The organism is Limnobacter litoralis, assembly GCF_030160455.1.
Lineage (GTDB): Bacteria > Pseudomonadota > Gammaproteobacteria > Burkholderiales > Burkholderiaceae_B > Limnobacter > Limnobacter litoralis.
The window spans coordinates 156460-179389 of the sequence record NZ_BSOJ01000012.1; the positions used below are offsets into that span (position 1 = coordinate 156460).

The 22930-nt window shown below is 55.4% G+C and carries 19 protein-coding genes; 7 read left to right on the forward strand and 12 right to left on the reverse strand.

Annotated elements, in window-relative coordinates; genetic code table 11:
- Nucleotides 1-25 precede the first annotated feature (25 nt).
- The 4 genes from alaS to QQJ87_RS06550 all read left to right on the forward strand — a co-directional run bounded on the left by alaS (nt 26) and on the right by QQJ87_RS06550 (nt 4149).
- Entirely contained in the window at nt 26-2671 is a 2646-nt protein-coding gene (gene alaS / locus QQJ87_RS06535; RefSeq protein WP_284280673.1) for an alanine--tRNA ligase, read from the forward strand.
- 65 nt (nt 2672-2736) lie between these two features.
- The gene (locus tag QQJ87_RS06540; RefSeq protein WP_284280674.1) at nt 2737-2964 is read left to right on the forward strand and encodes a sulfurtransferase TusA family protein; all 228 of its coding nucleotides are present in this window, start codon (nt 2737-2739) and stop codon (nt 2962-2964) included.
- 2 nt (nt 2965-2966) lie between these two features.
- Nucleotides 2967-3617, forward strand: coding sequence for a hypothetical protein (locus QQJ87_RS06545; RefSeq protein ID WP_284280675.1), 651 nt, complete (start codon nt 2967-2969; stop codon nt 3615-3617).
- Between the two features lie 73 nt (nt 3618-3690).
- Nucleotides 3691-4149, forward strand: a complete 459-nt coding sequence (locus tag QQJ87_RS06550; protein ID WP_284280676.1) for a BLUF domain-containing protein — start codon at nt 3691-3693, stop codon at nt 4147-4149.
- A gap of 3 nt (nt 4150-4152) precedes the next feature.
- On the opposite strand, the gene QQJ87_RS06555 is transcribed toward QQJ87_RS06550, so the two are convergent.
- From QQJ87_RS06555 to QQJ87_RS06570, 4 genes are all read right to left on the reverse strand, one after another.
- Entirely contained in the window at nt 4153-7002 is a 2850-nt protein-coding gene (locus QQJ87_RS06555) for a valine--tRNA ligase (RefSeq protein ID WP_284280679.1), read from the reverse strand.
- A 62-nt stretch (nt 7003-7064) separates the two neighbouring features.
- Nucleotides 7065-7283: a hypothetical protein gene (locus tag QQJ87_RS06560; protein WP_284280680.1), complete on the reverse strand. Its 219-nt coding sequence runs from the start codon at nt 7281-7283 to the stop codon at nt 7065-7067.
- Nucleotides 7280-7717 carry a DNA polymerase III subunit chi gene (locus QQJ87_RS06565; RefSeq protein WP_284280681.1) on the reverse strand — a complete coding sequence of 146 codons (438 nt, stop codon included), beginning with the start codon at nt 7715-7717 and terminating at the stop codon, nt 7280-7282. Before QQJ87_RS06565 ends, QQJ87_RS06560 begins: the two co-directional genes overlap by 4 nt.
- A 13-nt stretch (nt 7718-7730) precedes the next feature.
- On the reverse strand, nt 7731-9329 hold the full coding sequence (locus tag QQJ87_RS06570) for a leucyl aminopeptidase (RefSeq protein WP_284280682.1): 1599 nt from the start codon (nt 9327-9329) through the stop codon (nt 7731-7733).
- A 71-nt stretch (nt 9330-9400) separates the two neighbouring features.
- Between QQJ87_RS06570 and lptF the strand changes: the two genes are divergently transcribed.
- From lptF to QQJ87_RS06585, 3 genes are read left to right on the forward strand one after another with little or no spacing between them, the layout of a single operon-like run.
- Complete coding sequence (lptF, locus tag QQJ87_RS06575) at nt 9401-10603, forward strand: LPS export ABC transporter permease LptF (RefSeq protein WP_284280684.1); 1203 nt, start codon at nt 9401-9403, stop codon at nt 10601-10603.
- Nucleotides 10596-11849, forward strand: a complete 1254-nt coding sequence (gene lptG, locus QQJ87_RS06580; RefSeq protein WP_284280685.1) for an LPS export ABC transporter permease LptG — start codon at nt 10596-10598, stop codon at nt 11847-11849. The genes lptF and lptG overlap by 8 nt, the downstream gene beginning before the upstream one ends.
- A gap of 12 nt (nt 11850-11861) precedes the next feature.
- The gene (locus tag QQJ87_RS06585) at nt 11862-12236 is read left to right on the forward strand and encodes a sirohydrochlorin chelatase (protein ID WP_284280686.1); all 375 of its coding nucleotides are present in this window, start codon (nt 11862-11864) and stop codon (nt 12234-12236) included.
- Here QQJ87_RS06585 and QQJ87_RS06590 read toward each other — a convergent pair.
- The 8 genes from QQJ87_RS06590 to QQJ87_RS06625 form a co-directional block, all read right to left on the reverse strand.
- The gene (locus QQJ87_RS06590; protein WP_284280687.1) at nt 12230-15886 is read right to left on the reverse strand and encodes a hypothetical protein; all 3657 of its coding nucleotides are present in this window, start codon (nt 15884-15886) and stop codon (nt 12230-12232) included. The two genes, QQJ87_RS06585 and QQJ87_RS06590, sit on opposite strands and share 7 nt — an antisense overlap.
- Before the next feature lie 71 nt (nt 15887-15957).
- Nucleotides 15958-16734, reverse strand: a complete 777-nt coding sequence (gene cobA, locus QQJ87_RS06595; RefSeq protein WP_284280688.1) for a uroporphyrinogen-III C-methyltransferase — start codon at nt 16732-16734, stop codon at nt 15958-15960.
- Nucleotides 16735-16792: 58 nt separating this feature from the next.
- Nucleotides 16793-18142 carry a sulfate adenylyltransferase subunit 1 gene (locus tag QQJ87_RS06600; protein WP_431310083.1) on the reverse strand — a complete coding sequence of 450 codons (1350 nt, stop codon included), beginning with the start codon at nt 18140-18142 and terminating at the stop codon, nt 16793-16795.
- A gap of 35 nt (nt 18143-18177) precedes the next feature.
- Nucleotides 18178-19089 carry a sulfate adenylyltransferase subunit CysD gene (gene cysD / locus QQJ87_RS06605; protein ID WP_284280692.1) on the reverse strand — a complete coding sequence of 304 codons (912 nt, stop codon included), beginning with the start codon at nt 19087-19089 and terminating at the stop codon, nt 18178-18180.
- A 22-nt stretch (nt 19090-19111) separates the two neighbouring features.
- Nucleotides 19112-19858 (reverse strand): phosphoadenylyl-sulfate reductase, encoded by a 747-nt coding sequence (locus tag QQJ87_RS06610; RefSeq protein WP_284280693.1) that lies wholly within the window; start codon nt 19856-19858, stop codon nt 19112-19114.
- On the reverse strand, nt 19855-20370 hold the full coding sequence (locus QQJ87_RS06615; protein WP_284280695.1) for a DUF934 domain-containing protein: 516 nt from the start codon (nt 20368-20370) through the stop codon (nt 19855-19857). The genes QQJ87_RS06610 and QQJ87_RS06615 overlap by 4 nt, the downstream gene beginning before the upstream one ends.
- Entirely contained in the window at nt 20367-22046 is a 1680-nt protein-coding gene (locus tag QQJ87_RS06620) for a nitrite/sulfite reductase (protein ID WP_284280697.1), read from the reverse strand. The genes QQJ87_RS06615 and QQJ87_RS06620 overlap by 4 nt, the downstream gene beginning before the upstream one ends.
- Nucleotides 22047-22844 carry a sulfite exporter TauE/SafE family protein gene (locus QQJ87_RS06625; protein WP_431310084.1) on the reverse strand — a complete coding sequence of 266 codons (798 nt, stop codon included), beginning with the start codon at nt 22842-22844 and terminating at the stop codon, nt 22047-22049. It lies immediately after the preceding gene.
- Between the last annotated feature and the right edge of the window lie 86 nt (nt 22845-22930).

Below are 22930 nucleotides of genomic sequence, written 5' to 3' on the forward strand. Positions count from 1 at the left end.
CCCCGCCTGTCAGGATCGCATTTACATGAAAGCCGCTGAAATTCGCGAAAAGTTTCTCAACTTCTTTGCCTCCAAGGGCCACACCATTGTGCCCTCCAGTTCTCTGGTACCTGCCAACGATCCCACCTTGCTTTTTACCAATTCGGGCATGGTGCAGTTCAAAGACGTGTTTACTGGCAAAGAAAAGCGGCCTTACACGCGTGCCACATCGTCTCAGCGGTCTGTGCGCGCGGGTGGCAAGCACAATGACCTCGAGAACGTGGGTTATACGGCGCGGCATCACACTTTTTTTGAAATGCTGGGCAATTTCAGTTTTGGCGACTACTTCAAGCACGACGCCATCAAAAATGCCTGGGAATTGCTGACCGGTGTTTATCAGATTCCCGCTGAAAAGCTGTGGGTCACTGTGTATCAGGAAGACGAGGAAGCCTACAGCATCTGGAAAAACGAGGTGGGCGTACCCGCTGAGCGCATTATTCGCATCGGCGACAACAAGGGCGCGCGCTACGCTTCAGACAACTTCTGGCAAATGGCCGACACGGGCCCCTGCGGCCCCTGCACCGAAATTTTTTACGACCATGGCGCAGACGTGTGGGGTGGCCCACCCGGAAGCCCCGAAGAAGACGGCGACCGCTACATCGAGATCTGGAACCTGGTGTTTATGCAGTTTGAACGCACGGCAGACGGTGTATTGCACCCGCTGCCCAAGCCTTGCGTTGACACCGGCATGGGGCTTGAGCGCATTGCCGCCGTGCTTCAGCACGTGCACAGCAACTATGAAATTGACCTGTTCCAGAAGCTGATTGCTGCCGCCCAGCGCGAAGTTCAGGCTCAGGGTCATGCCGTTGAAATCACCAACAATTCGTTGCGGGTGATTGCCGACCACATTCGCGCTTGCGCTTTTTTGGTGGTCGATGGCGTCATTCCCGGCAATGAAGGTCGTGGTTATGTGTTGCGCCGCATTGTGCGCCGGGCCATTCGCCACGGTTACAAGCTGGGGTGCCGCAAGGCGTTTTTCAATCATCTGGTGCCCGATCTGGTGGCCGAAATGGGCGACGCCTATCCTGAGCTGGCCAAGGCTGCAGCTCAGGTGCAGGCCATTCTGAAGTCTGAAGAAGAGCGCTTCTTCGAGACCATTGAAAACGGCATGGGCATTCTGGAATCTGCCCTTGCAGGTCTGAAAGAGGGTGGTCAGCTGGATGGCGACACCGCGTTCAAATTGCACGACACCTATGGATTCCCGCTGGATTTGACTGCTGATGTGTGTCGCGAACGCGGTATGACAGTGGACGAGGCGGCTTTTGACGCCGCCATGGACCAGCAGAAAAAGCAGGCCCGCGCTGCCGGCAAGTTCAAGATGGACGCCGATCTCAGTTACAGCGGTGTGGCCACCGAGTTCAAGGGTTACGACGAATTAAGCGTGGCCAATGCCCAGGTCACAGCAATCTACGTGGACGGCACCTCTGTTCAAAGCCTTTCCGCAGGCCAGCGCGGCGTGCTGGTGCTGGACAAAACCCCCTTCTACGCTGAATCGGGCGGTCAGGTGGGTGACCAAGGTGAAATCAGCTCGGGCGGTGTGTGTTTGAACCTGTTTCGGGTTGAAGACACCCAAAAAATTCAATCGACTGTGTTTGGTCACCACGGTGAAATGGTCACGGGTGAACTCAAGGTGGGTGATGCGGTGGGCGCTGAAGTGAACGCCGCGCAGCGCGCCCGGATCGTGCGTAACCACAGCGCCACACACCTGATGCACAAAGCCCTTCGCGAGGTTTTGGGCGGGCACGTCAGTCAAAAGGGCTCTTTGGTGGACGCCGACAAAACCCGTTTTGACTTTGTACACCCCAACCCAATGACTGCCGAGGAAATCGCGCAGGTTGAACGGCTTGTGAATGATGAAATTCTGCGCAACGAGGCCACACAGGCCCGTGTGATGGACATCGAATCGGCCAAGGCCACTGGCGCCATGATGCTGTTTGGTGAAAAGTACGGCGACACAGTCCGCGTATTGGACATCGGCACCTCCCGCGAGTTGTGCGGTGGAACCCACGTGGATCGCACCGGCGACATTGGGTTGTTCAAGATTGTGGCCGAGTCGGGTGTTGCTGCGGGTGTGCGCCGAGTGGAGGCCACAACAGGCTTTGGTGCACTTGAACTGGCGCAACACCAGCAAACCCAGCTGGAAGCGGTGGCGCAAACCCTGCGCGTGCCGGCTGCCGAGGCCCCTGCCAAAATCAACCAGATGCTTGACCAGATGAAAGCCCTTGAAAAAGAGCTGGATCGACTCAAGAGCAAACTGGCCAGCAGCCAGGGTGATGATTTGGCTGGGCAGGCCGTTGAAGTGGCGGGCGTCAAGGTACTGGCCGCCGAGCTGGCGGGTGCCGACGTGAAGCAGCTTCGCGAAACGGCTGACAAACTGCGCGACAAGTTGGGCGAGGTTGCCCTGGTACTGGCCACCGTGCAAGACGGCAAGGTCAGCTTGATCGCCTCGGTGTCGAAAGTCCTGAGCGCGAAAGTGAAGGCCGGTGAGTTGGTCAATCACGTGGCCACACAAGTGGGTGGCAAAGGTGGCGGTCGCCCCGACATGGCTCAGGCTGGTGGAACACAGCCTGAGAATCTGGCGGCTGCGCTGGCCAGCGTCAGTGGTTGGGTTCAAGCAAAGCTGGCTGCGTAAGCGCACAGTCAAGCGCGTGCTTTTAAAATAAGGCCCTGTTTTGTAAATGCTGTAAAGGATGTCTTATGGAGTTCGACAAGGAAGTGAATGCATGCGGATTGAATTGCCCGCTGCCCATCTTGAGAACCAAAAAAGCGCTGGCTGACATGCAAAGTGGCCAGGTGCTGAAGGTGCTGGCCACCGACCCGGGCTCTGCCCGGGACTTTCAACTGTTTGCCAAGCAGACGGGCAATGAGTTGTTGCAGCTGACCGAAGAACAGGGCACCTTCACCTTTTTCATGAAAAGAAGATAGTTTTGTCGTTCAATCCAGTCATGCCCCCCACACCCGCGCATTGGGTGTTGGACGCTAACATTCTCTTTTCCGAGTGGGGGCGCTGGTTGATGGTGACGCTGGCGAACGCTGCGCCAGCGAACCTGTACTGGACTGAGCTCATCGAAGAGGAGTGCTACCGCAATCTGGTGCGCTTGGGTCGAATTCATCCCGAGGACGCGTCGCGGCAAAGGCGGGTGCTGTCCACTCACATGAATGCCAAGGTGGAATCCGCACCGGGAGAGACACTGGCGCTGGATTTGAAATCCGTGCATGAGAAAGATCGACACGTGGCTGCAACAGCCCTGTCACTCCGGCACCGGCACAACACACCTGTAGGGCTGATCACCTGGAACATCAAAGATTTTCCGAAACGTGCACTCTTGAAGCTGGGGGTGGTTCGTTATACCCCCGATGAGTTGGCTTTGGATGTCTGGAAAACGGCACAGCAGGGTTTGAACGCATTGCAAACAGCCTCGCAAAACATGATTCTGTTTCACGCCGAATGTCCAGTGATGCACGTCACAGACTATCAGCAGAAGGCTCGCCCCCTGCCTGTGTCTGAGAACGACTGGCTGGAGTTCTTGGGGCGCAATCGTTTGCACAAGTTGTCACGCTTGTTGACCAAGGTTTGAACTGGACAATCGGTCTACAATTGTGGAAAAGTTACAGTGGTGTGACTTGTAAAAGTCCGTTCATGGATGAAAAATGATCCGTTTAATTTACATCTCCTTGCAGGCCAAGCCTTTGTCGCGCGATCAATTCGACAGCTTGTGCCTGGCCGCCAGTGAATTCAACGGCAAGGCCGGCATCAGCGGTTTGCTCTTGAGCAACGGCAAGGAGTTCATGCAGTGCCTGGAGGGGCCTGCAAAATCAGTCAAAGCGCTTTACCAGCACATTCTTCAAGACAGCCGCCACACGGACATTCGCTTGTTGTTCTCGTCGCCAGTCAGCAACCGAATTTTTGAAGGTTGGTCCATGCAGGGGGCGCACACGTCCCCGTTGCAAGGCACCGCTGACACGGACTCTGTGTATCAACTTCTGGACCATCGCCTGCAAAAGTCATGGCGCAGCATGGGCGAAGGCGCAGTGGAGTTGATTGATCAATACGCCCGCGTGAAGCAGAGCATGGAGGCAGGTGGGCCACTGGCCTCACCCACCCTTTAACGCTCAGCCGAGGTTGGCCAGCTGCTCCTGCAGCTTCGCCTTCAGTGCCTGAAAGTCGGCCAGGCGCTGCTTTTCCTGGTCGACCACGGCCGCAGGCGCCTTGTCGACAAACGCAGCATTGCCCAGCTTGCCTTCGCATTTGCCGATTTCACCGTTCAAACGATCCAGCTCTTTGGAAATTCGGGCGCGCTCGGCTTCCACGTCAATTTCCACTTCCAGCATCAGTTTCAGTGCACCCACGATTTGCACGGGGGCCTTCGCGTCTGCGGGCAAATCATTCACGATGCGAACTTCTTTCAGTTTGCCCAGCGCGGCCAGTGCATTGGCTACTTTGGTCAAAAATGCCTGTTGTTCGGCGTCGCCTTCAAAACTGGCCACCAGTGGCACCCGGTCTGCGGGTGAAAGGTTCATTTCGCCGCGCAGGGCTCGCACTGCATCCACGCAGGCTTTGAACTGGGCCATGTGAGCTTCGGCCTGTTCGTCAATTCGACTTGGCTGGCTGACCGGGTAAGCCTGGGTCATCAGGCTCGCTTCCTGGCCTTCTTCACGGCGGCCTGCCACCACGCTGACGGTTTGCCACAACTCTTCAGTGATGAACGGAATAATTGGGTGGGCCAGTCGCAGAATCGTCTCAAGTACCCGCACCAAGGTGCGTCGCGTGGCGCGCTGCTGGGCGGGCGTGCCGTTTGCAATTTGCACCTTGGCCACTTCCAGATACCAGTCGCAGTACTCGTCCCACACAAACTGGTAAATGTGTTGGGCGATCAGGTCGAAGCGGTAAGTTTCAAAAGCGGTGGTCACATCGGCTTCGACACGCTGAAGCTGGCTGGTGATCCAGCGGTCCATCTGTGAGAAATCGAGATAACCGCCGGGTGTACAGGCATCTGCATCGTGGTCGCTCAGCCCACAATCTTGTCCTTCGGTGTTTATCAAGACAAAGCGGGTCGCATTGAACAGCTTGTTGCAGAAGTTGCGGTAACCCTCGCAGCGCTTCTGGTCGAAATTGATGTTGCGGCCCAGTGTGGCGAGGCTGGCAAAGGTGAAGCGCAGGGCGTCGGCGCCGTAGGCCGGAATTCCCTCCGGAAATTCTTTTCGGGTGCGCTTCTCGATTTTGGGTGCATCCTGCGGCTTGCTCAAGCCTGTGGTGCGTTTTTCAAGCAAGGTTTCAATGCTGCAGCCGTCGATCAAATCCACCGGGTCCAGTGTGTTGCCCACTGACTTGCTCATTTTCTTGCCTTCTGCATCCCGCACCAGGCCGTGAACGTACACGGTGTGGAAGGGCACTTGGCCAGTGAAGTGCGTTGTCATCATGATCATTCGGGCAACCCAGAAGAAAATGATGTCAAAGCCGGTGACCAGCACAGACGAGGGCATGAAGTGCTTCAGTTCTGGGGTTTGGTCGGGCCAGCCCAAGGTTGAGAAGGGCACCAGCGCAGAACTGAACCAGGTGTCCAGCACGTCTTCATCGCGGTTCAATGCACCGGAGTATCCTGCTTTGGTCGCTGCCGCACGCGCCTCTTCCTCGTTTCTGCCCACGAAAATCTGACCGTTGTCGCCGTACCAGGCGGGAATCTGATGCCCCCACCACAATTGGCGCGAAATGCACCAATCCTGAATGTTATTCAGCCACTGGTTGTACGTGTTGACCCACTGCTCTGGCACAAACTTGACTTCGCCATTGGCGACTGCGTCGATGGCCTTTTGAGTAATGCTTTTGCCGGTGGGGTCGTTTTCTCCCACCTTGCTCATGGCCACAAACCACTGGTCAGTCAGCATCGGCTCAATCACGGCTTTCGTGCGGTCGCCCTTGGGTACCATCAGCGTGTGCTTTTTGATGTTGCCCAACAGGCCCGCTGTTTGCAGATCTTCAACGATTTTGTTGCGGGCCACGAAGCGGTCCATGCCCTGGTACACCGCAGGGCCGTTTTCATTGATTTTTGCATCCAGCGTTAAAATGCTGATCATTGGCAAAGCGTGTCGCTGGCCCACCGCGTAGTCATTGAAGTCGTGTGCAGGTGTAACCTTCACCACGCCTGTGCCGAATTCCTTGTCCACATACTCGTCAGCGATAATGGGCAGCTCGCGGTCGCACAGCGGCAATCTGACCTTTTTGCCGATCAGGTGTTGGTAACGTTCGTCGTCCGGGTGCACCATGACTGCGGTGTCGCCCAACATGGTTTCTGGACGGGTGGTGGCCACGGTCAGGTGTGTCAGGCCCTTTACGGGGTCGGCTTCCACCAGGGGGTAATGAATTTCCCACAGGCTGCCCTCGGTTTCCACGCTTTCAACCTCAAGGTCGGACACTGCCGTGTGCAGCACCGGATCCCAGTTCACCAGGCGTTTGCCGCGGTAGATCAGGCCTTGTTCATACAAGCGAACAAACACCTCGGTGACCGCTTTGGAACAATTTTCGTCCATGGTGAAGTATTCGCGTGACCAGTCCACACTGGCACCCATGCGGCGCATCTGGCTGGCAATGGTGCCGCCCGATTTTTCTTTCCATTCCCACACCTTCTCGACAAACTTGTCGCGGCCCAAGTCATGACGGGTGATGCTTTGCGCAGCAAGCTGGCGTTCCACCACGATTTGCGTGGCAATGCCTGCGTGGTCTGTGCCGGGTTGCCAAAGGGTGTTGAAACCTTTCATGCGGTGGTAGCGGGTCAGGCCATCCATGATGGTCTGATTGAATGCATGGCCCATGTGCAAGGTGCCCGTCACATTCGGTGGTGGCAGCTGGATACAAAAATCGGGTTTGCTGTCGTCCGTGGTGCTTTTGGCGTATCCGCGGGCTTCCCATTCTGGGCCCCAGCAGGATTCAATGGCGGCAGGGTCGAAACTTTTGGCGAGGGTCATGGCGTGTCTTGTAAATCAGTGGGTTGCTGAACAACGAAACCCTTGATTATAAGACCAGCCTGCTATTTTCCCAGTGCTTCGCGCACGATCTTCTCGAATTCTGCCATTAATTGGGGTTTGACCCTGAGCAGGGCTTTTTCAAACAATTCAGGCAGTTGAGCCCGCAGTATTTCGACTTGCGGATCACCGGGCCTGCTTTGGGTGGAGGCTTCGATTTCCTGAAGGCCGGATTCGATCACTTCAGTCAGTAGGGGTGGGCCCCCTTGAAATTCGTCACTCATGCGCGTTGCCTCTGCAGGTTGGCAATGTCAAAAGTTTTCAGCGCGTAACCGCGCTCCTTGTAGAAACGGTATCGGTCGCGCGCCTTGGCCTTGTTGTCTTCGTCCAGACCCACAATTTCGATCAATCGGTCGAAGCGGGCAAAAAATGGTGGCCACTGCATGTCCAGGTTGATCAGCAAATCGTGATGGTGTACGTCGTCACCATGACTGGTCAGCACGATCGGGCTGTTGGGCAGCGTGGGGTCGCCCCTTTTGGCGTGTGGCAAAAAGTCAGTGGGCGAGAAGGTCCACAGCAGGTCATCCAGCGTAGACAGCAACTGATCGTCTTCGCTGTAGCACACCACTTTGGAACCACTGGCCCAGGCTTTACGAATCAACCTGCAGGTGTACTGCAGGCTGTCTTCGACATTCAAATGAAAATCAATTTGTGTCACACGCGTAACCTGATTACTTGGCCTTGCCAATCAAAAACTCTGTCAGCAGCGGCACTGGTCGGCCTGTGGCGCCTTTGGCAGCACCGCTGGTCCAGGCCGTGCCGGCGATGTCAAGGTGCGCCCAAGTGTAAGCCTTGGTGTATTTTTGCAAAAAGCAGGCTGCGGTTACACTGCCGGCGGGGGGGCCGCCAATGTTGGCCATGTCTGCAAAGTTGCTTTTCAGCTGCTCGTGATATTCCTCGTCCAAGGGCATGCGCCACACGGTGTCCAACGATTTTTGTCCCGCCTTCTGAAGGCTTTCAGCCAGCTCGTCGTCTGGGCTGTACATGCCACTGTTGACATGACCCAAAGCAACAATGCAGGCGCCAGTCAGTGTGGCCACGTCCACCACGGCCGCAGGTTTGAATCGCTCCACATACGTGAGCGCATCGCACAGGATCAAACGGCCTTCGGCGTCGGTGTTGAGAATTTCAATGGTTTGACCGCTCATGGACACCACAATGTCACCGGGCTTGGATGCATTGCCTGCGGGCATGTTTTCGGCGCTGGGCACCACCACAATCAGGTTGATCGGCAGCTTCATCTCGGCCACGGCCCTTATGGTACCCAGCACGCTGGCGGCACCGCACATGTCGTATTTCATTTCATCCATGGCTGCGCCAGGCTTCAGTGAAATGCCGCCTGTGTCAAAGGTGATGCCTTTGCCGACCAGCACGTAGGGGGCGGCTTTTGGATCTTTTGCGCCCATGTATTTCAGCACGATCAGCTTGGGTGGCTCAACAGAGCCCTTGGCCACGGACAGCAGCGAAAACATGCCCAAGGCTTCCATCTTTTTGGTGTCCAGAATTTCAAGACCCAGCTTGTAGGTTTTGGACAAAGCCTTCGCGGTTTCCGCCAGGTAAGTGGGGGTGCAAATGTTGCCCGGCAGGTTGCCCAGGTCTTTGGTCAGTTGCATGCCGGCGCCGGTGGCCACACCCATGGCACACCCTGCTGCCACGTCTGCATGCGTTGATTTTGTGCTGGCAAAGTGAAAAGTTGGCAGGGCGGGGGTTTCCTCATCCTGCTTTTTGCAGGCTGAAAAGCTGTAATAGCTTTCAACCACAGTGCGGGCGCAAAGCGCGGCGATGTCCCGCTCGTTTTGTTTGGCGATCTGTTCCTGGTTCAGCGCGAAAAACACCTGTTTGGCCTTCAAGCCTTTGACTTCTTTGCAGGCGTTCTGAGTCGCTTTGCGCAGCAGTTTCGCATTGACCTTGTCTTTTTCGTCAAGACCGACCACCACGTAGACCGGTGCACCCGCCTTTTTGCTGTTGAACAGAGTTCGGACTGTGCCCTTTTTGCCCAGCGCAGGGTCTGTTTTGCAGGCTCCAGCAATCAGGCCCTCGGTGTCGATGTCGGCACGTTTTGCGGCTGCACTCAGGTCGCCATCCAGATACACGCCCACCACCGCAACATCACAATCCTTCGGGATCGGGTTGCCTGCAACAACCTCAACGTGATCACCAGACCCAGCCTTGAATGAAAACATGGGTGGCTGCACTGCAGGCTTCGATTTGGCTGGCTTTGCGGTGCTTGTCTTTTTGGAGGGGGATGCTTTTGGACTTGCTGCTGTCATGGTCTTCCTTTGCTAAAGCGTAGGGTTCGGCTCGGATTTTCGCACTGTGCAACCTCGCTCAAATGGATTGCGTGCGACAATTTGACATTATTATCACGCAAGACCCGACAGTCAAAGTGGGTCTGCCCGATTGCATGCTGTTTCGTTCGTCATTCCGGAAAGATTTTGCGCAGGCCGCGGGTGCCACGTTTGTCGCATTGTTTTCCATTATTGTCACCACGGTGCTGGTTCGCACCCTGGGTTTGGCGGCAGCTGGCAAAACAGAAAGCTCCGAGGTTTTTACCCTGATCTTGCTGGGCGCACTGCAATACCTGCCGCCCGCCATTGTCATCACCGTTTTCATTTCCGTGATGGGCGTGGTGTCGCGCGCCTTCAAGGAACAGGAAATGACCGCCTGGTTTGCGTCGGGTGTGTCTCTGTCCGCCATGGTCAGGCCAGTCTTGCGCTTTTCGCTTCCTCTGACGTTGCTGGCTCTTATTTGCTCGGTCTGGTTGTCACCATGGGCCCGGTCCGAAATGAATGCCGCCAGTGACCGGTTTGCCAACCGCAGCGACGTCAGCAAGGTCAGCGCTGGCCAGTTTCGTGAATCGGCAGGGGGAAATCGCGTCTTTTTTGTAGAGCGGTATTCCCAAGCCACCCAGCAGGTGAAAAACGTCTTTGTGGTTGAAGACAAGCCCGAAGAGCGCATTGTGCTTTCAGCGGCCAGTGGCAGCGTCGAAAAAGGGTCAGACGGTCAAAAATTTCTGGTGCTGAACAATGGCCGACGGGCCAATCTCGATGAAACCGGGCAACGTTTCACGTCGACCGAGTTTCAGACTTACGGTTTGGCCATCAAAACCAATTTGGGTACCACCCCCAGTCTGTTGATGCAAAACCGCAGGGTGGACACCTTGCTGGCTGATCCGTCTTCCGAGGCCAAGGGGGAATTGATCTGGCGATTCAGCCTGCCGCTGTCAGGCCTTTTTCTGGGTTTGCTGGCCATTCCGCTGGCCTTTGTCAACCCACGTGGCGGCCAGTCCTTGAACCAGATATTCGGTCTGTTGATTTATCTGACCTACAGCAATGTGGTGTCCATCACGCAATCGATGGTGACCAAGCAAACGCTGGATTTCTGGGCCGCACTGATTGTGCCTCACGCCCTGGTTTTTGGACTCTTCCTGGTGCTGCTAGCACGTCGCAATCGGCCTGCCGGTACACCCTGGTTCAGTCAGCTACGCAAACGGATTCTGATGGGGTCTGCCCGCAGTGCCAAAGGGGGGTTGACCGATGAGTGATCGCATTCCTGTTCGACCACACGCCGACAAGGTGCCCGCCCGCCTGCTGCGCTACTTTCGGGTTGAGCTTTACAAAGCCATATCCTTTGTCCTGACCGCTTTTGTTGGATTGTTTGCCTTTTTTGACATGGTGGGCGAACTGGATCGACTCAGCTCACCTGGCACCAGCTGGTTCTACTTCTTTGTGTCAGTCTTGCTGGGTTTGCCCGCGCGCATCTATGAAATTGCGCCAATTGCGGCCCTGATTGGATCGATTTACGCCTTGGTGCAGATCGCGGCCAGCAGTGAATTCACCGCCATGCGAGCCGCAGGGCTTAGCACGGTCAGCATGCTCAAGCTTTTAATGCGAATCGGTTTGGGTGTGGTGATCATCACCTTGTTTTTTGGTGAAATTGTCACCCCGGTGGCTGAAAGACTGGCCGTCCCGATGCGCGCCAAAGCCCTGGGTTACGACGTGGATAAAGACTTCAAGAGTGGTTACTGGTTGCGCGACACCTACCAGAATGACAAAGATGGCAGTCGGGTTCGATACGTGAATTTCAGTGAATTCACGAACGAAGGTGAGCTGAGCAAGCTCGAGTACTATGAATTCGATGAACAGGCCCGCATTCGAAAATGGGTCCGGGCCGACTCGGCTGACTACAATCCACAGGGCTTTTGGACCCTCAAAGATGTCAAGATCCAGACGTATTTTGACGGCAACAATCCGACCATTCCCACCAGTCAATCGTCTTCCACGCCAGCTATCACCATTCAGGCCAGTCCGATTCAAACCTTGCCCAGCATGCGCTGGGATTCCAATTTGAATCCGGTTCTGCTGACGGGCCTTTTTGTCGAGCCCGACCGAATGAGCGCCTGGCAGTTGTACAACTATTCCCGATTCCTGAAGAGCAATTTGCAGAATGCAGACAACATCGATTTGGCTTTTGCCAAGAAAGTCATGTACCCGTTCGCAGTCCTGATCATGATGATGATTTCACTGCCCTTTGCCTATTTGCATTTCAGGTCTGGGGGCGTCAGTGTGAAGGTGTTTGCGGGCATCATGATTGGTGTGGCTTTTCATCTGGTCAACAACCTGTTTTCGCATCTCAGCATGGTGGCCAAGTTGCCACCTTTCCTGAGTGCAAGCGTGCCCAGTGTCATTGGCTTTGTGGTTGGAATGGGTGCCTTGTGGTGGGTATCCCAACCAGCCCCCTGGCGGATGATTGATCGAATTCGCAGCAGTTTGCGCCGCAGTCGCGCTTGAAAGGTTTCTGACATGAATACACCCCCTGCAATCATCTTGTTTGGTCATGGTGCCCGTGACCCACAATGGGCTGAGCCCATGTTGCGATTGAAGGCCATGCTCGAACAGCGTCAGCCTGGCCTGATCGTCGAACTGGCCTTTCTGGAGCTGATGGCGCCCACCTTGCCGGACTGTGTGTCGCAATTGCTGGAGCGTGGCTGCACCGCAGTGAAGGTGGTTCCTGTTTTCTTCGGCAAAGGGGCTCATCTTAAAAAAGATTTTCCCGCTTTGCTGGCTGAATTGCGTCAGCAACACCCTCGGCTTAACATCGCTGCCACCGACGCAGTGGGTCAATGGGACGCCGTGTGGCGGGCCATTGCCGACGAAATACTCTCACAAGGTCAATGACCCTGGCGTCTAATCTGTCTTTGCAATTCCCTGAGTGTGATTGATTGTGATGGCTCAGGTTTGAACACCTGGGCTTGTGCGTGCAAATGACGAAAGTCTCTTTGGCGCATGTGTGACTGCAAATCAATGCCATAGTCCTGCTCTGCAGCGTTGATCCGTTCGAGCAGAGAGGGCAGGGTGATCCTGTCACGCTGTGTCGCCCCGCGAAGCAGGTTTTCCGATTCCAGATTGTCAGCCACCAGTTTCTCAATGGCCTGGTTGTGCCTGAAATGTCCAGAAAACCGCAGGGTGCCTTTTTCAATTTTGCCTTGACCCGCAGGCCCATACAGTGAAGGACTTACAAATCCGATCTGCCCCTTGTAAACCAGTCCACTTGGGAATGTGAGGTTGGCCAGCGCAATCTTTTGATTGAGCATCAGCAGAGATGCATGGTATCCAGACGCATTGAAGTAGTTGGCCTGATATCGGACATTGCGTTCATAGCCGGGGGGGCTGATCCACAAAAAGTCAGGCGATCCATCACCTGCATTGATCACCACGTCCGCTTGCAGCGTTTTACCCTTGAATTCGAGGTCGGTTCCGCTGAAATACTGCGGCGCACCCGGGGTGTCATACACCTGTTCAGTGTGTCTTGTGATTTGGTCCGCTCGCAGCGCAACCCCGTTGAAATACACGGACTGGCCTGTTTTATAGGCGGAAACGCTTTGATAATCCAGAAGATGATTTTCACAAAAACCATGTGGACGAAGCGTCCGTCCATCCGGCAGTGTCACTACGACGGGTTCAATCCCTGTCAAGTCGCGCAACTTTTCAAGACCTGGTGAAATGGATTCGTCAGCAATCAGGAAATTGCCTCTGATCGCGCGGTCTGAGAACAGCTTGTTGTTGCTTCTTATTTTCAGCAGACCGGCAGCGCGTCCGCCCGCGCCAATGTAGCCCGAGAAGCGAAAAGAACCGCAATTCAATTCGCTGACAAAACCTTCAAAGCCTACCTTTGGCCACTCCGTTTGTGACAGATGGATGCGTGGCTCAAAGGCAAACTTGCCCCGCAGCGCAGGGCCCATGACATCGGCCATGACCGGTAAAAATCGAATTGGAACGCATTGAGGGTCTGCGGTGTCGGTGTAGGGTTTTACTGCAACGCATGTTCCCGGCAATTGAAGCACGCCGCCTGGTTTTGGTTGATCTTGATCGTCCAGCTCACCGCTCCATAGAAAGGGCGATTTGCCGGAACTGCGAATTTGCGCTTGCCCAGAGAGGGAATTTTCTTCGACATTCCAGGCGGATGAAAATGACAGGGTTGCTGTGGGCATCGGCAGAAATACAACACTGAAGTCTCTTGAAATGTCCTCAGTCACAGCCTTTACGCCATGCGATCGACTCAGTGGATCGGATGTTTCAGTGGCAGTGGGTTCGAAACGCATCTGAAGCCCTGCCTGTTGCCCGTCGCTGTTATTCACCGCGATGCAACCAAACGGCTTGCCTTTTTCCACGATGTATTCCACGTGCAAAAGTCCACGCGCGTCATTTTCTTCCAGCAGTCCATCCTTCAAGCTTTGTAATGCCTGGTTCAAATTTCGGGCGTCGAGCAGGCGCTCCAGTTGAAAGTGCCCCTCTGTACTCAAGGTTTGTGCATTGAACGCGCTAAGTGGCCAGCGTGCCCTGCAAAGTGCGCGGCCCGTTTCCAACAGCGGATTTCCCTGTACCTTGGCCTTGTCAAGCGGACTGAATAGCTTGCCTGAACAGTCGCGGGTCTGGGTATTCATGGTTCCGGTAAAAAAGGTTCCGTCGCTCCAAATCAGATCCAGGCGGTCTGGGCCACCATTCCGATCGCTCTGTTGAAGCGCCATCAACTGCTCTGTCACGGACAGGCTTGATCCGCCCCGCTTGATGGTGGTTCTTGAATCGACATTGTTCCAGCTTAGAAGGCCATCTTCCCAGTTGACCGTCAAGGTCCCCGCCTTTTTCTGGATCAATCCTTTGAGCATTGGTGGCACCAGAGAGCCACCGGGTCCAGCCAGTTCATCGAGCTTGCGAAGAGACTGTGTCAGCTTGAGTTGCAAGTCGTTGGCCCGGCGGGGGTCACGTGGTTCAGCACCCTCGAAGATGCTGGAGTTTACCAGCGTGTTTTGCCAGGACTTCAATTCAAGCAAAGCGCTCAGAATCGACTGGGTGGTGGTCGAATCTGAGGAGCGGGTCACTGCGGCCTTCTCGGCAAGCAGATTGACCAGGGTGTTGGCGTAAGCGGGCCCGACTCGCACTTCCAGTAGTTCTGGCAAGAGGGCGGCGATTGCCTGATCCGGTTGATCGCGGAGGGCTTGTAACGAAGAATCCATCAATGGATCCAGTAAGCGTACGGGCGGGCTTGCCCGACTTGATTTGGGGATCCTGTCCAGCATAAACAGGGCTGAAGCAAGCGCTTCACCTTTGATCCAACCCAGCATGTGTGTAGCACGGTCATGGTGATCATTTGCGACTTGTCGAGCGTACTGTTCCAAGAGAGGCTCGAACACAGTGAGCAATTCCTGCTCGGGCACCGCCAGCAATCCTGACCATTGATCGATTAATTTGAAAAACTCGACTGCATCAGGCGTCTCGATTCCCATCGCTGCCTCCAGGTACTCTGGCAGTCGGTGCGACCAGCTGCTGGATTGTTGCAAACTGGCAAGCAGCTTCCGTTTGCAGTCCACTCCGACCCGGCAGGCATTGCCCAGATTTTTAAGGACTTCAGGATGCAGATCGGGCTGAAGAAGCGCTGCCTTCAAGGCACCAAGGTTGTGGAACTGCGTCCACATCAGCAATTGATCAATGGTCTGTTGGGCGTGAGGTTCTTTGATCGAATTCTCCAAATCACCGAGCACGCACAACCACAATTCCGACCGTTGGCGGTCAGTCAGTCTGCTGTTTGAATACTCGTTGCCAAGCACCCGCATGGCGATTTGCGCAGACTCGGAAGAATCCGCCTTGGACAGGTAATGCAAGGCCAGCTCAGGCTGAACTAGCCTCAGATCAGGCTTTTTGCTGAGTCGATAACTCAGGCGAGTCAGACCTTGGTCAATGTTCGGTTCAAACCACATCAGGTTGTGTTGCCGAAACCACTCAACCAGTTTGGGTGACCATGCATTGATCTCGAAGGCTTCACGTTTAAGCGTGTCGAAGTAAATTGCCTTTGACGCATTCAGGGTGTCGTGGACGGGCAATGGGTTGTTGCTGCGGTTTAGGTCAATTTTGCTGTGCTGTGGCGAGGGATACCCCAACGACAGAATTTCACGTCGCCACGCCTCGTTCAAATGCTGGCTGACTTTGCTAAACCAGGGGCTCTTGAGCAGATCGTACCGACGACCGGACGGATCGTGCTCGCTGATGAAGGTGTGCAATTTCTCGTGAATGTTCGAAAATGACTGATCAGTTGTGTCAAATTGCAGATCGATGTCAGGATGCAAATGACGGCGGTGCCATTGCATCACGGTTGAACCTTTCAGAAACACACGGTTGACTCCCATTCTCTGAAAAAGATTGTGCAAGCTAAAGGGTCTGGATACAGAGCCACATCGATCTGTAATCGTTCTTGGTTGATTGAGAAAACGCTCAAATTCTTTGTAAGCAATCGGGGTTTTGTATCGGAACTCGGGGTCCGCAGAGATGGGCATGACAAAAGACGGCAGAAAAACAAAAGGCCACTTAAGTGACCTTGGTTGCCGAATGGTTCAATGACCTTTGATCAGGCTGCCCGGTGGCCGTTCAGTTCGATGTGATCGGGGGTGGACCCCAACTCAAGGCGGACTTTGGCCTGCGCCAAGGCCTGTCCGATCAGGATCAGGCAAGGCCCATCGGTCAATTGCTCAGAAGAAAACCTCGGCAACTGCTTCAAGGTAAGCGGAGTAAATTTCTCGGATGGCAGTGAAACACTTTCACACAGAATCACCGGAGTGGCGGGGTTTCTGCCTTTTTCCAGCAAGGCTGCTGCCCATGGCCCTGCCTGTCGCAAACCCATGTAAACCGCCACGGTGTCGTTTTCTGTGCCTGTGAACAATTCCGTGCCTGGAATTTCTCCGACACCGACCGAAGGTGTGGTCAGGGTGAGGCTGCGCGCAACGCCCCGCAAGGTCAGGGACGCCTGAAGGCTGGACGCCGCGGCCAGTGCCGCTGTGACACCGGGAACCACTTGAACCTCATGGCCCGCGTCCCGAAGGGCATTCAGTTCCTCGTCGGCCCGGCCGAATACCATGGGGTCTCCGCCTTTCAAGCGAACCACCAATGCATGTTGCTGGGCAGCCAGCACCAACTGTTTGTTGATGAAAGTTTGTGCGGTGGATTGTTTGCCACAACGCTTGCCCACAGCCACAATTTTGGCATCCGGGCGCGCATGTAAAAGAAGAGAGGGACTGACCAGTGCATCGTGAAACACACAGTCTGCCTGTTCAAGCAAGCGCAAGCCCCTGACCGTAATCAAGTCTTCGGCCCCTGGCCCTGCACCAATTAAAACAACGCGTCCCATCTCAAAAGATCCTCTTCAAGGAACAAGCAACCAACAATCAAGGGTGTTTGACTGTTGATTATTCCTTTGCAACGATCATGCCAGCTGCCACAGTCTGATTGGTGGCCCCGTCGATCAGGATAAAGCTGCCAGTTGCACGGCAATGGGCATACAAATCCGCCACAATCGGTTGCGCCAGCATCAATTCTACCTGCGCCAGGTCGTTCATGCGCACCAAATTGGTGCTTTCGCCGTGCAGCAGCGTGTGAATGTCCAGCACCTGCTTGACCTGTTTGACTTTCGCCTGAACGGTTCGTGTGGTGTGTTTCAGCCAATACTTGCGGGCAGGGTTCAGTGGCTCGCTGTCCAGCCAGCACAGATCTGCAGTCAGGTTTTTCACTGGCGTGTCCTTGTCGGCTTCGGCTGCAGCGATAAACTGATCTCCGCGCGACACATCCACGTCCCTGTCGAGCACCAGCGTAACGCATTGCCCGATGTGAGCAGTGGGCAGTTCTTGATCCAGAAAAAGGATTTTCTCGACGACAGCACTTTGTCCACTGGGTTGAATGATGATTTCCGTTCCGACGTGCACTTCGCCCGCTTCAACACGGCCCATGTAGCCACGGAAGTCGTTGGCAGTGTGACCATCGTGTCGCGCAACCCACTGAACCGGGAAGCGGAATCCCACCTTGTGAGCGGCCTCAGCACGCTCTACGCGTGTGGGTACATTTTCCAGAATGGGCAACAGGGGCTCGCCGGTGTACCAGGGGGTCTTGTCGCTGCGTGTGACGACGTTGTCGCCTGTGAGTGCAGAGATGGGCAACACATGGATGTCGTCGACACCCACGGTGCCTGCCAGGGCACGCACTGCACGCTCGGTGGCTTCAAAGCGGGCTTGGTCAAAATCGACCAAATCCATTTTGTTGACTGCAAATACGATGGTCGGAAGACGCAATTTTCCAGCAATCGCGCTGTGACGTTTGGTTTGCGCCAGCAGTGTGGCCTTCAGCCCCTCGGAAGATCCTTCAAAGCTGACCCGGGTGATGTCCACCAGCACAATCGCCACGTCGGCGGTGGAAGCGCCCGTGACCATGTTTCGGGTGTACTGCTCGTGCCCTGGGGTGTCAGCCACGATGAACTTTCGACTGGGGGTGGCGAAATAGCGGTACGCCACGTCGATGGTGATGCCTTGTTCGCGTTCGGCTTCAAGGCCATCGGTCAGCAGTGAAAAGTCGATGGCGTCACCTGCAGTGCGCTTGTTCTTGGCCTTGGAGATGGCGGCCAGCTGATCGGCAAAAATGCCTTTGCTGTCAAACAGCAGGCGACCGATCAGGGTGGATTTGCCATCGTCGACCGACCCTGCGGTGATGAATCGCAGCACGCCGTGGTCTTCAGCGCTCAGTCCAAGTTGTTCGTTAATTGCATTCATGGTCTTCATGTTCCGGAGTATTGAGGGCTGATTGATCAGAAATAACCTTCCTTCTTGCGGCGCTCCATGGAGGCCTCGGAAGTCTGATCGTCCATGCGGGTTGCGCCGCGTTCCGTGATGTCAGTCACGGCGGTTTCAGCAATGATGTCCAGCGGTGTGGCGGCCGTGCTGGCCACAGGGCAAGTGCAGGTGATGTCGCCAACAGTGCGGAAGCGAACTGTGCGGCTGGTCACTGATTCGCCGGCTTGCGGTTGGGTCAGGCGAGTAACAGGCACGAGCAGGCCGTTGCGTTCAATCACTTCGCGTTCGTGTGCGTAGTAGATATTGGGCAGCTCCAGCTTCTCACGCTCGATGTACTGCCACACATCCAGTTCAGTCCAGTTTGAGATCGGGAACACACGCATGTGTTCACCGGGGTGCACGCGGGTGTTGTAAAGGTCCCAAAGCTCGGGGCGCTGGCTCTTGGGGTCCCACTGTCCAAAGCTGTCGCGGAAACTGAAAATGCGTTCTTTGGCGCGGGCCTTTTCTTCATCCCGGCGTGCGCCGCCCATCAGGGCGTCGAAACCGAATTCTTCCTGGGTTTCAAGCAGGGTGACGCTCTGGAACGGATTGCGCGAAGCTTCAGGGTGCGGTAGGCGAATGGTGCCTTTGCGGATCGAGTCTTCCAGTGAACGGACGATCAACTGTTCGCCAAGTTGGGCTGCTTTACGATCCCGAAATTCAATGACTTCCGGAAAGTTGTGCTCGGTGTCAATGTGCACCAGTGGAAACGGAAATTTGCCGGGGCGGAAGGCTTTTTCGGCAATGCGCAGCATGACGATGGAGTCCTTTCCGCCAGAAAACAACAGGGCAGGGCGGGCGCATTCGGCGGCCACTTCGCGCATGATGTAAATGGCCTCAGCTTCCAGCCAGTCGAGGTGTGATTGTGTGTGAACTTGGGTGCTCATTGTTTTAAATTTCTCTCAATCGTTATTGGCTGTTGGCGCGTTTCAGGTTGCTGCTGTGCAGGCCACACTCTTTGGAGGCCGGGTCTTCCCACCACCAACGGCCTGCGCGAATGTCTTCGCCCAGGGTGACAGCGCGGGTGCAGGGCTCGCATCCAATGGATGGAAAACCTTGAAAATGCAGCGCATTGACTGGCACTTTATATTGTCGAATGTAGGTCCAGACGTCGGCTTCTGACCATGCCGCAAGCGGGTTGAATTTGATCATGTCGCGTGCGGCGTCAATTTCACGCTCGGGCAGTGTGGTTCTAGTGGCTGCCTGTGCCTGACGCTGACCGGTGATCCATGCCTGTGCTCCAGCCAGGGCGCGGGCCAAGGGTTCAACCTTTCGAATGTTGCAGCAGGCTTTTCGCAAGTCGACTGATTCATAAAAGGCGTCTTTGCCATGCGTGCTGACGTAGTGGTCAACGGCGGCTTGAACCGGGGTGATCCACTGGACAGTTCGACCATATTTGGCCAGCAACTGATCGGCCACAGCCACGGTTTCTGCGTGCAGGCGGCCCGTGTTCAGGCTGAACACTTCAATGTTCAGTTCAAGGCGTGCAATGACATCAAACAGAATGTTGTCTTCAGCGGCCAGGCTTGATGCCAGGCGGATGCTGTTGAATTCACCGGCTGCACCGCGCAGAAGCTGTTCGAGCTGCTGCACTTTGTCACCGATGTCGGTGTCTGGCTGATTCGGGCCGCGAAAAATGGAAATCACTTCGCTCATGCCACCCTCCGGGTGAAAATCGGTAACGCGTCGTCTGCACTGGCCTGATAGGGGGTCGTGAAGTCCGAAAAACCCTTGATGGCGTCGTGCAGGGATTTGCCTTCCTTGAGTCTGAACAGGGTGAATCCACAGCGCGACAGTGGGTACATTTGGTCGCGCCAGATGTCACCAAAGGCGAAAATGTCACCCTTGAAACCATAGCGGATGCGCAGCAACACGGCGCCCGAATAGGCCTGCCCGAATTTGAAAACCGGAAAATGAAAACCAATCACTTTCAGAGTGCCGACATCCTCTGCCAACAGCTCGGGATTGTCGTCCGGGTTCAACCACACGCCAAGTTCGCCCTTGGCCGCGCGGCTGGCCCAAGCGTCTTTCTCCGCTTGCCACACATCCAGATGCACCAGCACTTTGCCTTCTGCGGGCACATCCTGTTCCAGGGGGATGCACTGGTAATCGTCTTTGACGAGGTGGGGTGTGCCGTTCAAGGGTTTAGAGATCAGTTGGCTCATCATGCAGCCTCTTTGTTGGGGTAAACGTTGTTTTTGAAGGGCTCCAGTCCGATCCGGTCGAGCGTGTCAATGAACAGCTCGTCTTCAAAGCGGTTGTCAACGTAGGTTTGCAAAATGGTTTTGACCACGCCAGGCACGTCTTCCGCGTAAAACGACTTGCCAATCACCTTGCCAATGCTGGCCTCGTTGCCCTGTCGTCCACCCAGGGTGACTTGGTACCACTCTTCGCCGTTTTTGTCGACGCCCAGAATGCCGATGTTGCCAATGTGATGGTGGCCGCATGAATTGATGCAACCCGAGATGTTCAGGCTGAGATCGCCCAGGTCGAATTGGTAGTCCATGTTGTCTACGGCTTCTTGGATGCCCAGCGCGATCGGAATCGACTTCGCATTGGCCAAGGAGCAGAAATCACCGCCTGGGCAGGCAATAATGTCAGACACCAGTCCGATGTTCGGCATGGCCAGGTTGTTGTCTTTCAAGGTGCTCCACAAATCGAACAGGTCTTGCAACGCCACGTCTGAGAACACAAAGTTTTGCTCGTGAGTCACTCGCAGTTCACCAAAGGAGAACTGTTCGGCCAGCTTGGCCACAAGGCGCATTTCTGCGGATGTGGCGTCCCCCGGGGCAATGCCAGGGCGCTTCAGGGAAATGCTGACGGCGACATAACCGGGCTGACGGTGTTCACGCACGTTGCGGATCAGCCAGCGATCAAATCCACGGTGCTTTTCACGCAGCCCCGCGATTTGTTGTTGCAGCTTGGCCACCTGGGCTTCATCAAACTGTTCATATGTAGGGGCTGTGAAGTAAGCGGCAATGCGATCCAACTCGGCCTGCGGAATGACGGACACGCCGCCACGGGTGTGTTGCCATTCGGCTTCCACCTGTTTGGCGAATTCTTCCGGGCCCAAGGCACGCACCAGAATCTTGATGCGGGCCTTGTACAGGTTGTCACGTCGACCATAGCGGTTGTACACGCGCATGATGGCCTCGATGTAGGTCAACAGCTCATTCCAGGGCAGATTGTTTTTAATGACAGAGCCAATCACCGGTGTACGGCCAAGACCGCCACCCGCCAGCACCTGTGCAACCGCCTCACCCGCCTCATTGCGGCTCAGGTTGATCCCGATGTCGTGAACCTGCACGGCCGCGCGATCTTCAAGTGCGCCGTTGACCGCAATTTTGAATTTGCGGGGCAGATGGATGAATTCCGGGTGAAACGTGCTCCACTGGCGAATGATCTCGCAGTACGGGCGAGGGTCTACCAGTTCGTCTTTGGCAATGCCGGCAAACGGATCGCTGGTGGTGTTTCGAATGCAGTTGCCGCTGGTTTGAATGGCGTGCATTTCGACTTTGGACAGTTCTTCCAGAATGTCAGGCACGTTTTCAAGCGCAGGCCAGTTGTACTGGATGTTCTGGCGTGTCGTGAAGTGGGCATACCCGCGATCGTATTCATCGGCAATGTAAGCCAGTGAGTTCAGCTGGCTGGAATTGAGCATGCCATAAGGAATGGCCACACGCAGCATGGGCGCATGGCGCTGAATGTACAGTCCGTTTTGCAGGCGCAGTGTGCGGAATTCGTCCTCTGTCAGCTCGCCAGCAAGAAATCGTTCGGTCTGATTGCGGAATTGCGCAACGCGCTCAGACACCAGTTTGCGGTCGTAATCGTCGTACTTGTACATTTACATCACCAATTTGGCGGCCACAGCGGTCAGGGTGGTGGCCAGAACCCCGCGCAGAAACCGTTCAGGCACTGCGCGACTTAAATAACTGCCGATTGTGATACCGGGTATGGAACCCAGCAACAAGGCACCGAGAAGTGAAAAATCAAGCGTACCCAGACTGAAATGGCCAACAGCGGCCACGGCGGTCAGCGGTACGGCGTGTGCGATGTCTGACCCCGCAATTTCGCTGCTGCGCAGGTCAGGGTAAAGAAAGATCAACACCATTGCACCAATGGCACCTGCGCCAATGGATGAAATGGTCACCAGGGTACCAATGACAACGCCCGCTGCAAAGGTGTAAAAACTGAGCGATTTGCCGGTGGCCTGATAATGGGGATTGTTGTTAAGCCAATTGACAATGCGAGCCTTGAACAACAGGACGCCTACAGTCAGCAACACGCAGATGGCGATTGACCAACGAATGAAAGTGTCCATCGGGCTGTGCGCACCGGCACCCCGAATGTCCAGATGATGCAGCACCAAGGTGGTCAGTACAGACGCAGGCAGGCTGCCAGCGGCCATCAAGCCTACAATGCGCCAATTGACGTTTTTCTGAATGCGGTGGATTACCGTGCCAGCGCCTTTGGTAATGGCGGCAAAGGCCAGGTCGGTTCCCACGGCGGTGGTGGCTGGGATGCCAAACACTGCCGTCAGCAAGGGGGTCATCAGAGAGCCGCCACCCACACCCGTTAGCCCGACCAGAAGCCCGACCGCAAGGCCGCTGATGATGTAGACGTAATCCAGATGAAAAGCCACAGCGATTTCCAATGGAAGTGAATGAACAGCTTGCAGTGTAGGGCTTAGGCCTTATAATTCAAACGACAGTATTTCCATTTATTTAT

What these genes read in the sequence shown, in the direction of transcription:
- QQJ87_RS06540 (WP_284280674.1), top strand. Translation starts at nt 2,737, where the DNA reads ATGGAGTTCGACAAGGAAGTGAATGCATGCGGATTGAATTGCCCGCTG.
- QQJ87_RS06620 (WP_284280697.1), bottom strand. Translation starts at nt 22,046, where the DNA reads ATGTACAAGTACGACGATTACGACCGCAAACTGGTGTCTGAGCGCGTT.
- QQJ87_RS06550 (WP_284280676.1), top strand. Translation starts at nt 3,691, where the DNA reads ATGATCCGTTTAATTTACATCTCCTTGCAGGCCAAGCCTTTGTCGCGC.
- QQJ87_RS06590 (WP_284280687.1), bottom strand. Translation starts at nt 15,886, where the DNA reads ATGCCCATCTCTGCGGACCCCGAGTTCCGATACAAAACCCCGATTGCT.
- QQJ87_RS06560 (WP_284280680.1), bottom strand. Translation starts at nt 7,283, where the DNA reads ATGAGTGACGAATTTCAAGGGGGCCCACCCCTACTGACTGAAGTGATC.
- QQJ87_RS06615 (WP_284280695.1), bottom strand. Translation starts at nt 20,370, where the DNA reads ATGATGAGCCAACTGATCTCTAAACCCTTGAACGGCACACCCCACCTC.
- QQJ87_RS06585 (WP_284280686.1), top strand. Translation starts at nt 11,862, where the DNA reads ATGAATACACCCCCTGCAATCATCTTGTTTGGTCATGGTGCCCGTGAC.
- cysD (WP_284280692.1), bottom strand. Translation starts at nt 19,089, where the DNA reads ATGAGCACCCAAGTTCACACACAATCACACCTCGACTGGCTGGAAGCT.
- QQJ87_RS06610 (WP_284280693.1), bottom strand. Translation starts at nt 19,858, where the DNA reads ATGAGCGAAGTGATTTCCATTTTTCGCGGCCCGAATCAGCCAGACACC.
- alaS (WP_284280673.1), top strand. Translation starts at nt 26, where the DNA reads ATGAAAGCCGCTGAAATTCGCGAAAAGTTTCTCAACTTCTTTGCCTCC.
- QQJ87_RS06570 (WP_284280682.1), bottom strand. Translation starts at nt 9,329, where the DNA reads ATGACAGCAGCAAGTCCAAAAGCATCCCCCTCCAAAAAGACAAGCACC.
- QQJ87_RS06600 (WP_431310083.1), bottom strand. Translation starts at nt 18,142, where the DNA reads ATGAATGCAATTAACGAACAACTTGGACTGAGCGCTGAAGACCACGGC.
- cobA (WP_284280688.1), bottom strand. Translation starts at nt 16,734, where the DNA reads ATGGGACGCGTTGTTTTAATTGGTGCAGGGCCAGGGGCCGAAGACTTG.
- QQJ87_RS06555 (WP_284280679.1), bottom strand. Translation starts at nt 7,002, where the DNA reads ATGACCCTCGCCAAAAGTTTCGACCCTGCCGCCATTGAATCCTGCTGG.
- lptG (WP_284280685.1), top strand. Translation starts at nt 10,596, where the DNA reads ATGAGTGATCGCATTCCTGTTCGACCACACGCCGACAAGGTGCCCGCC.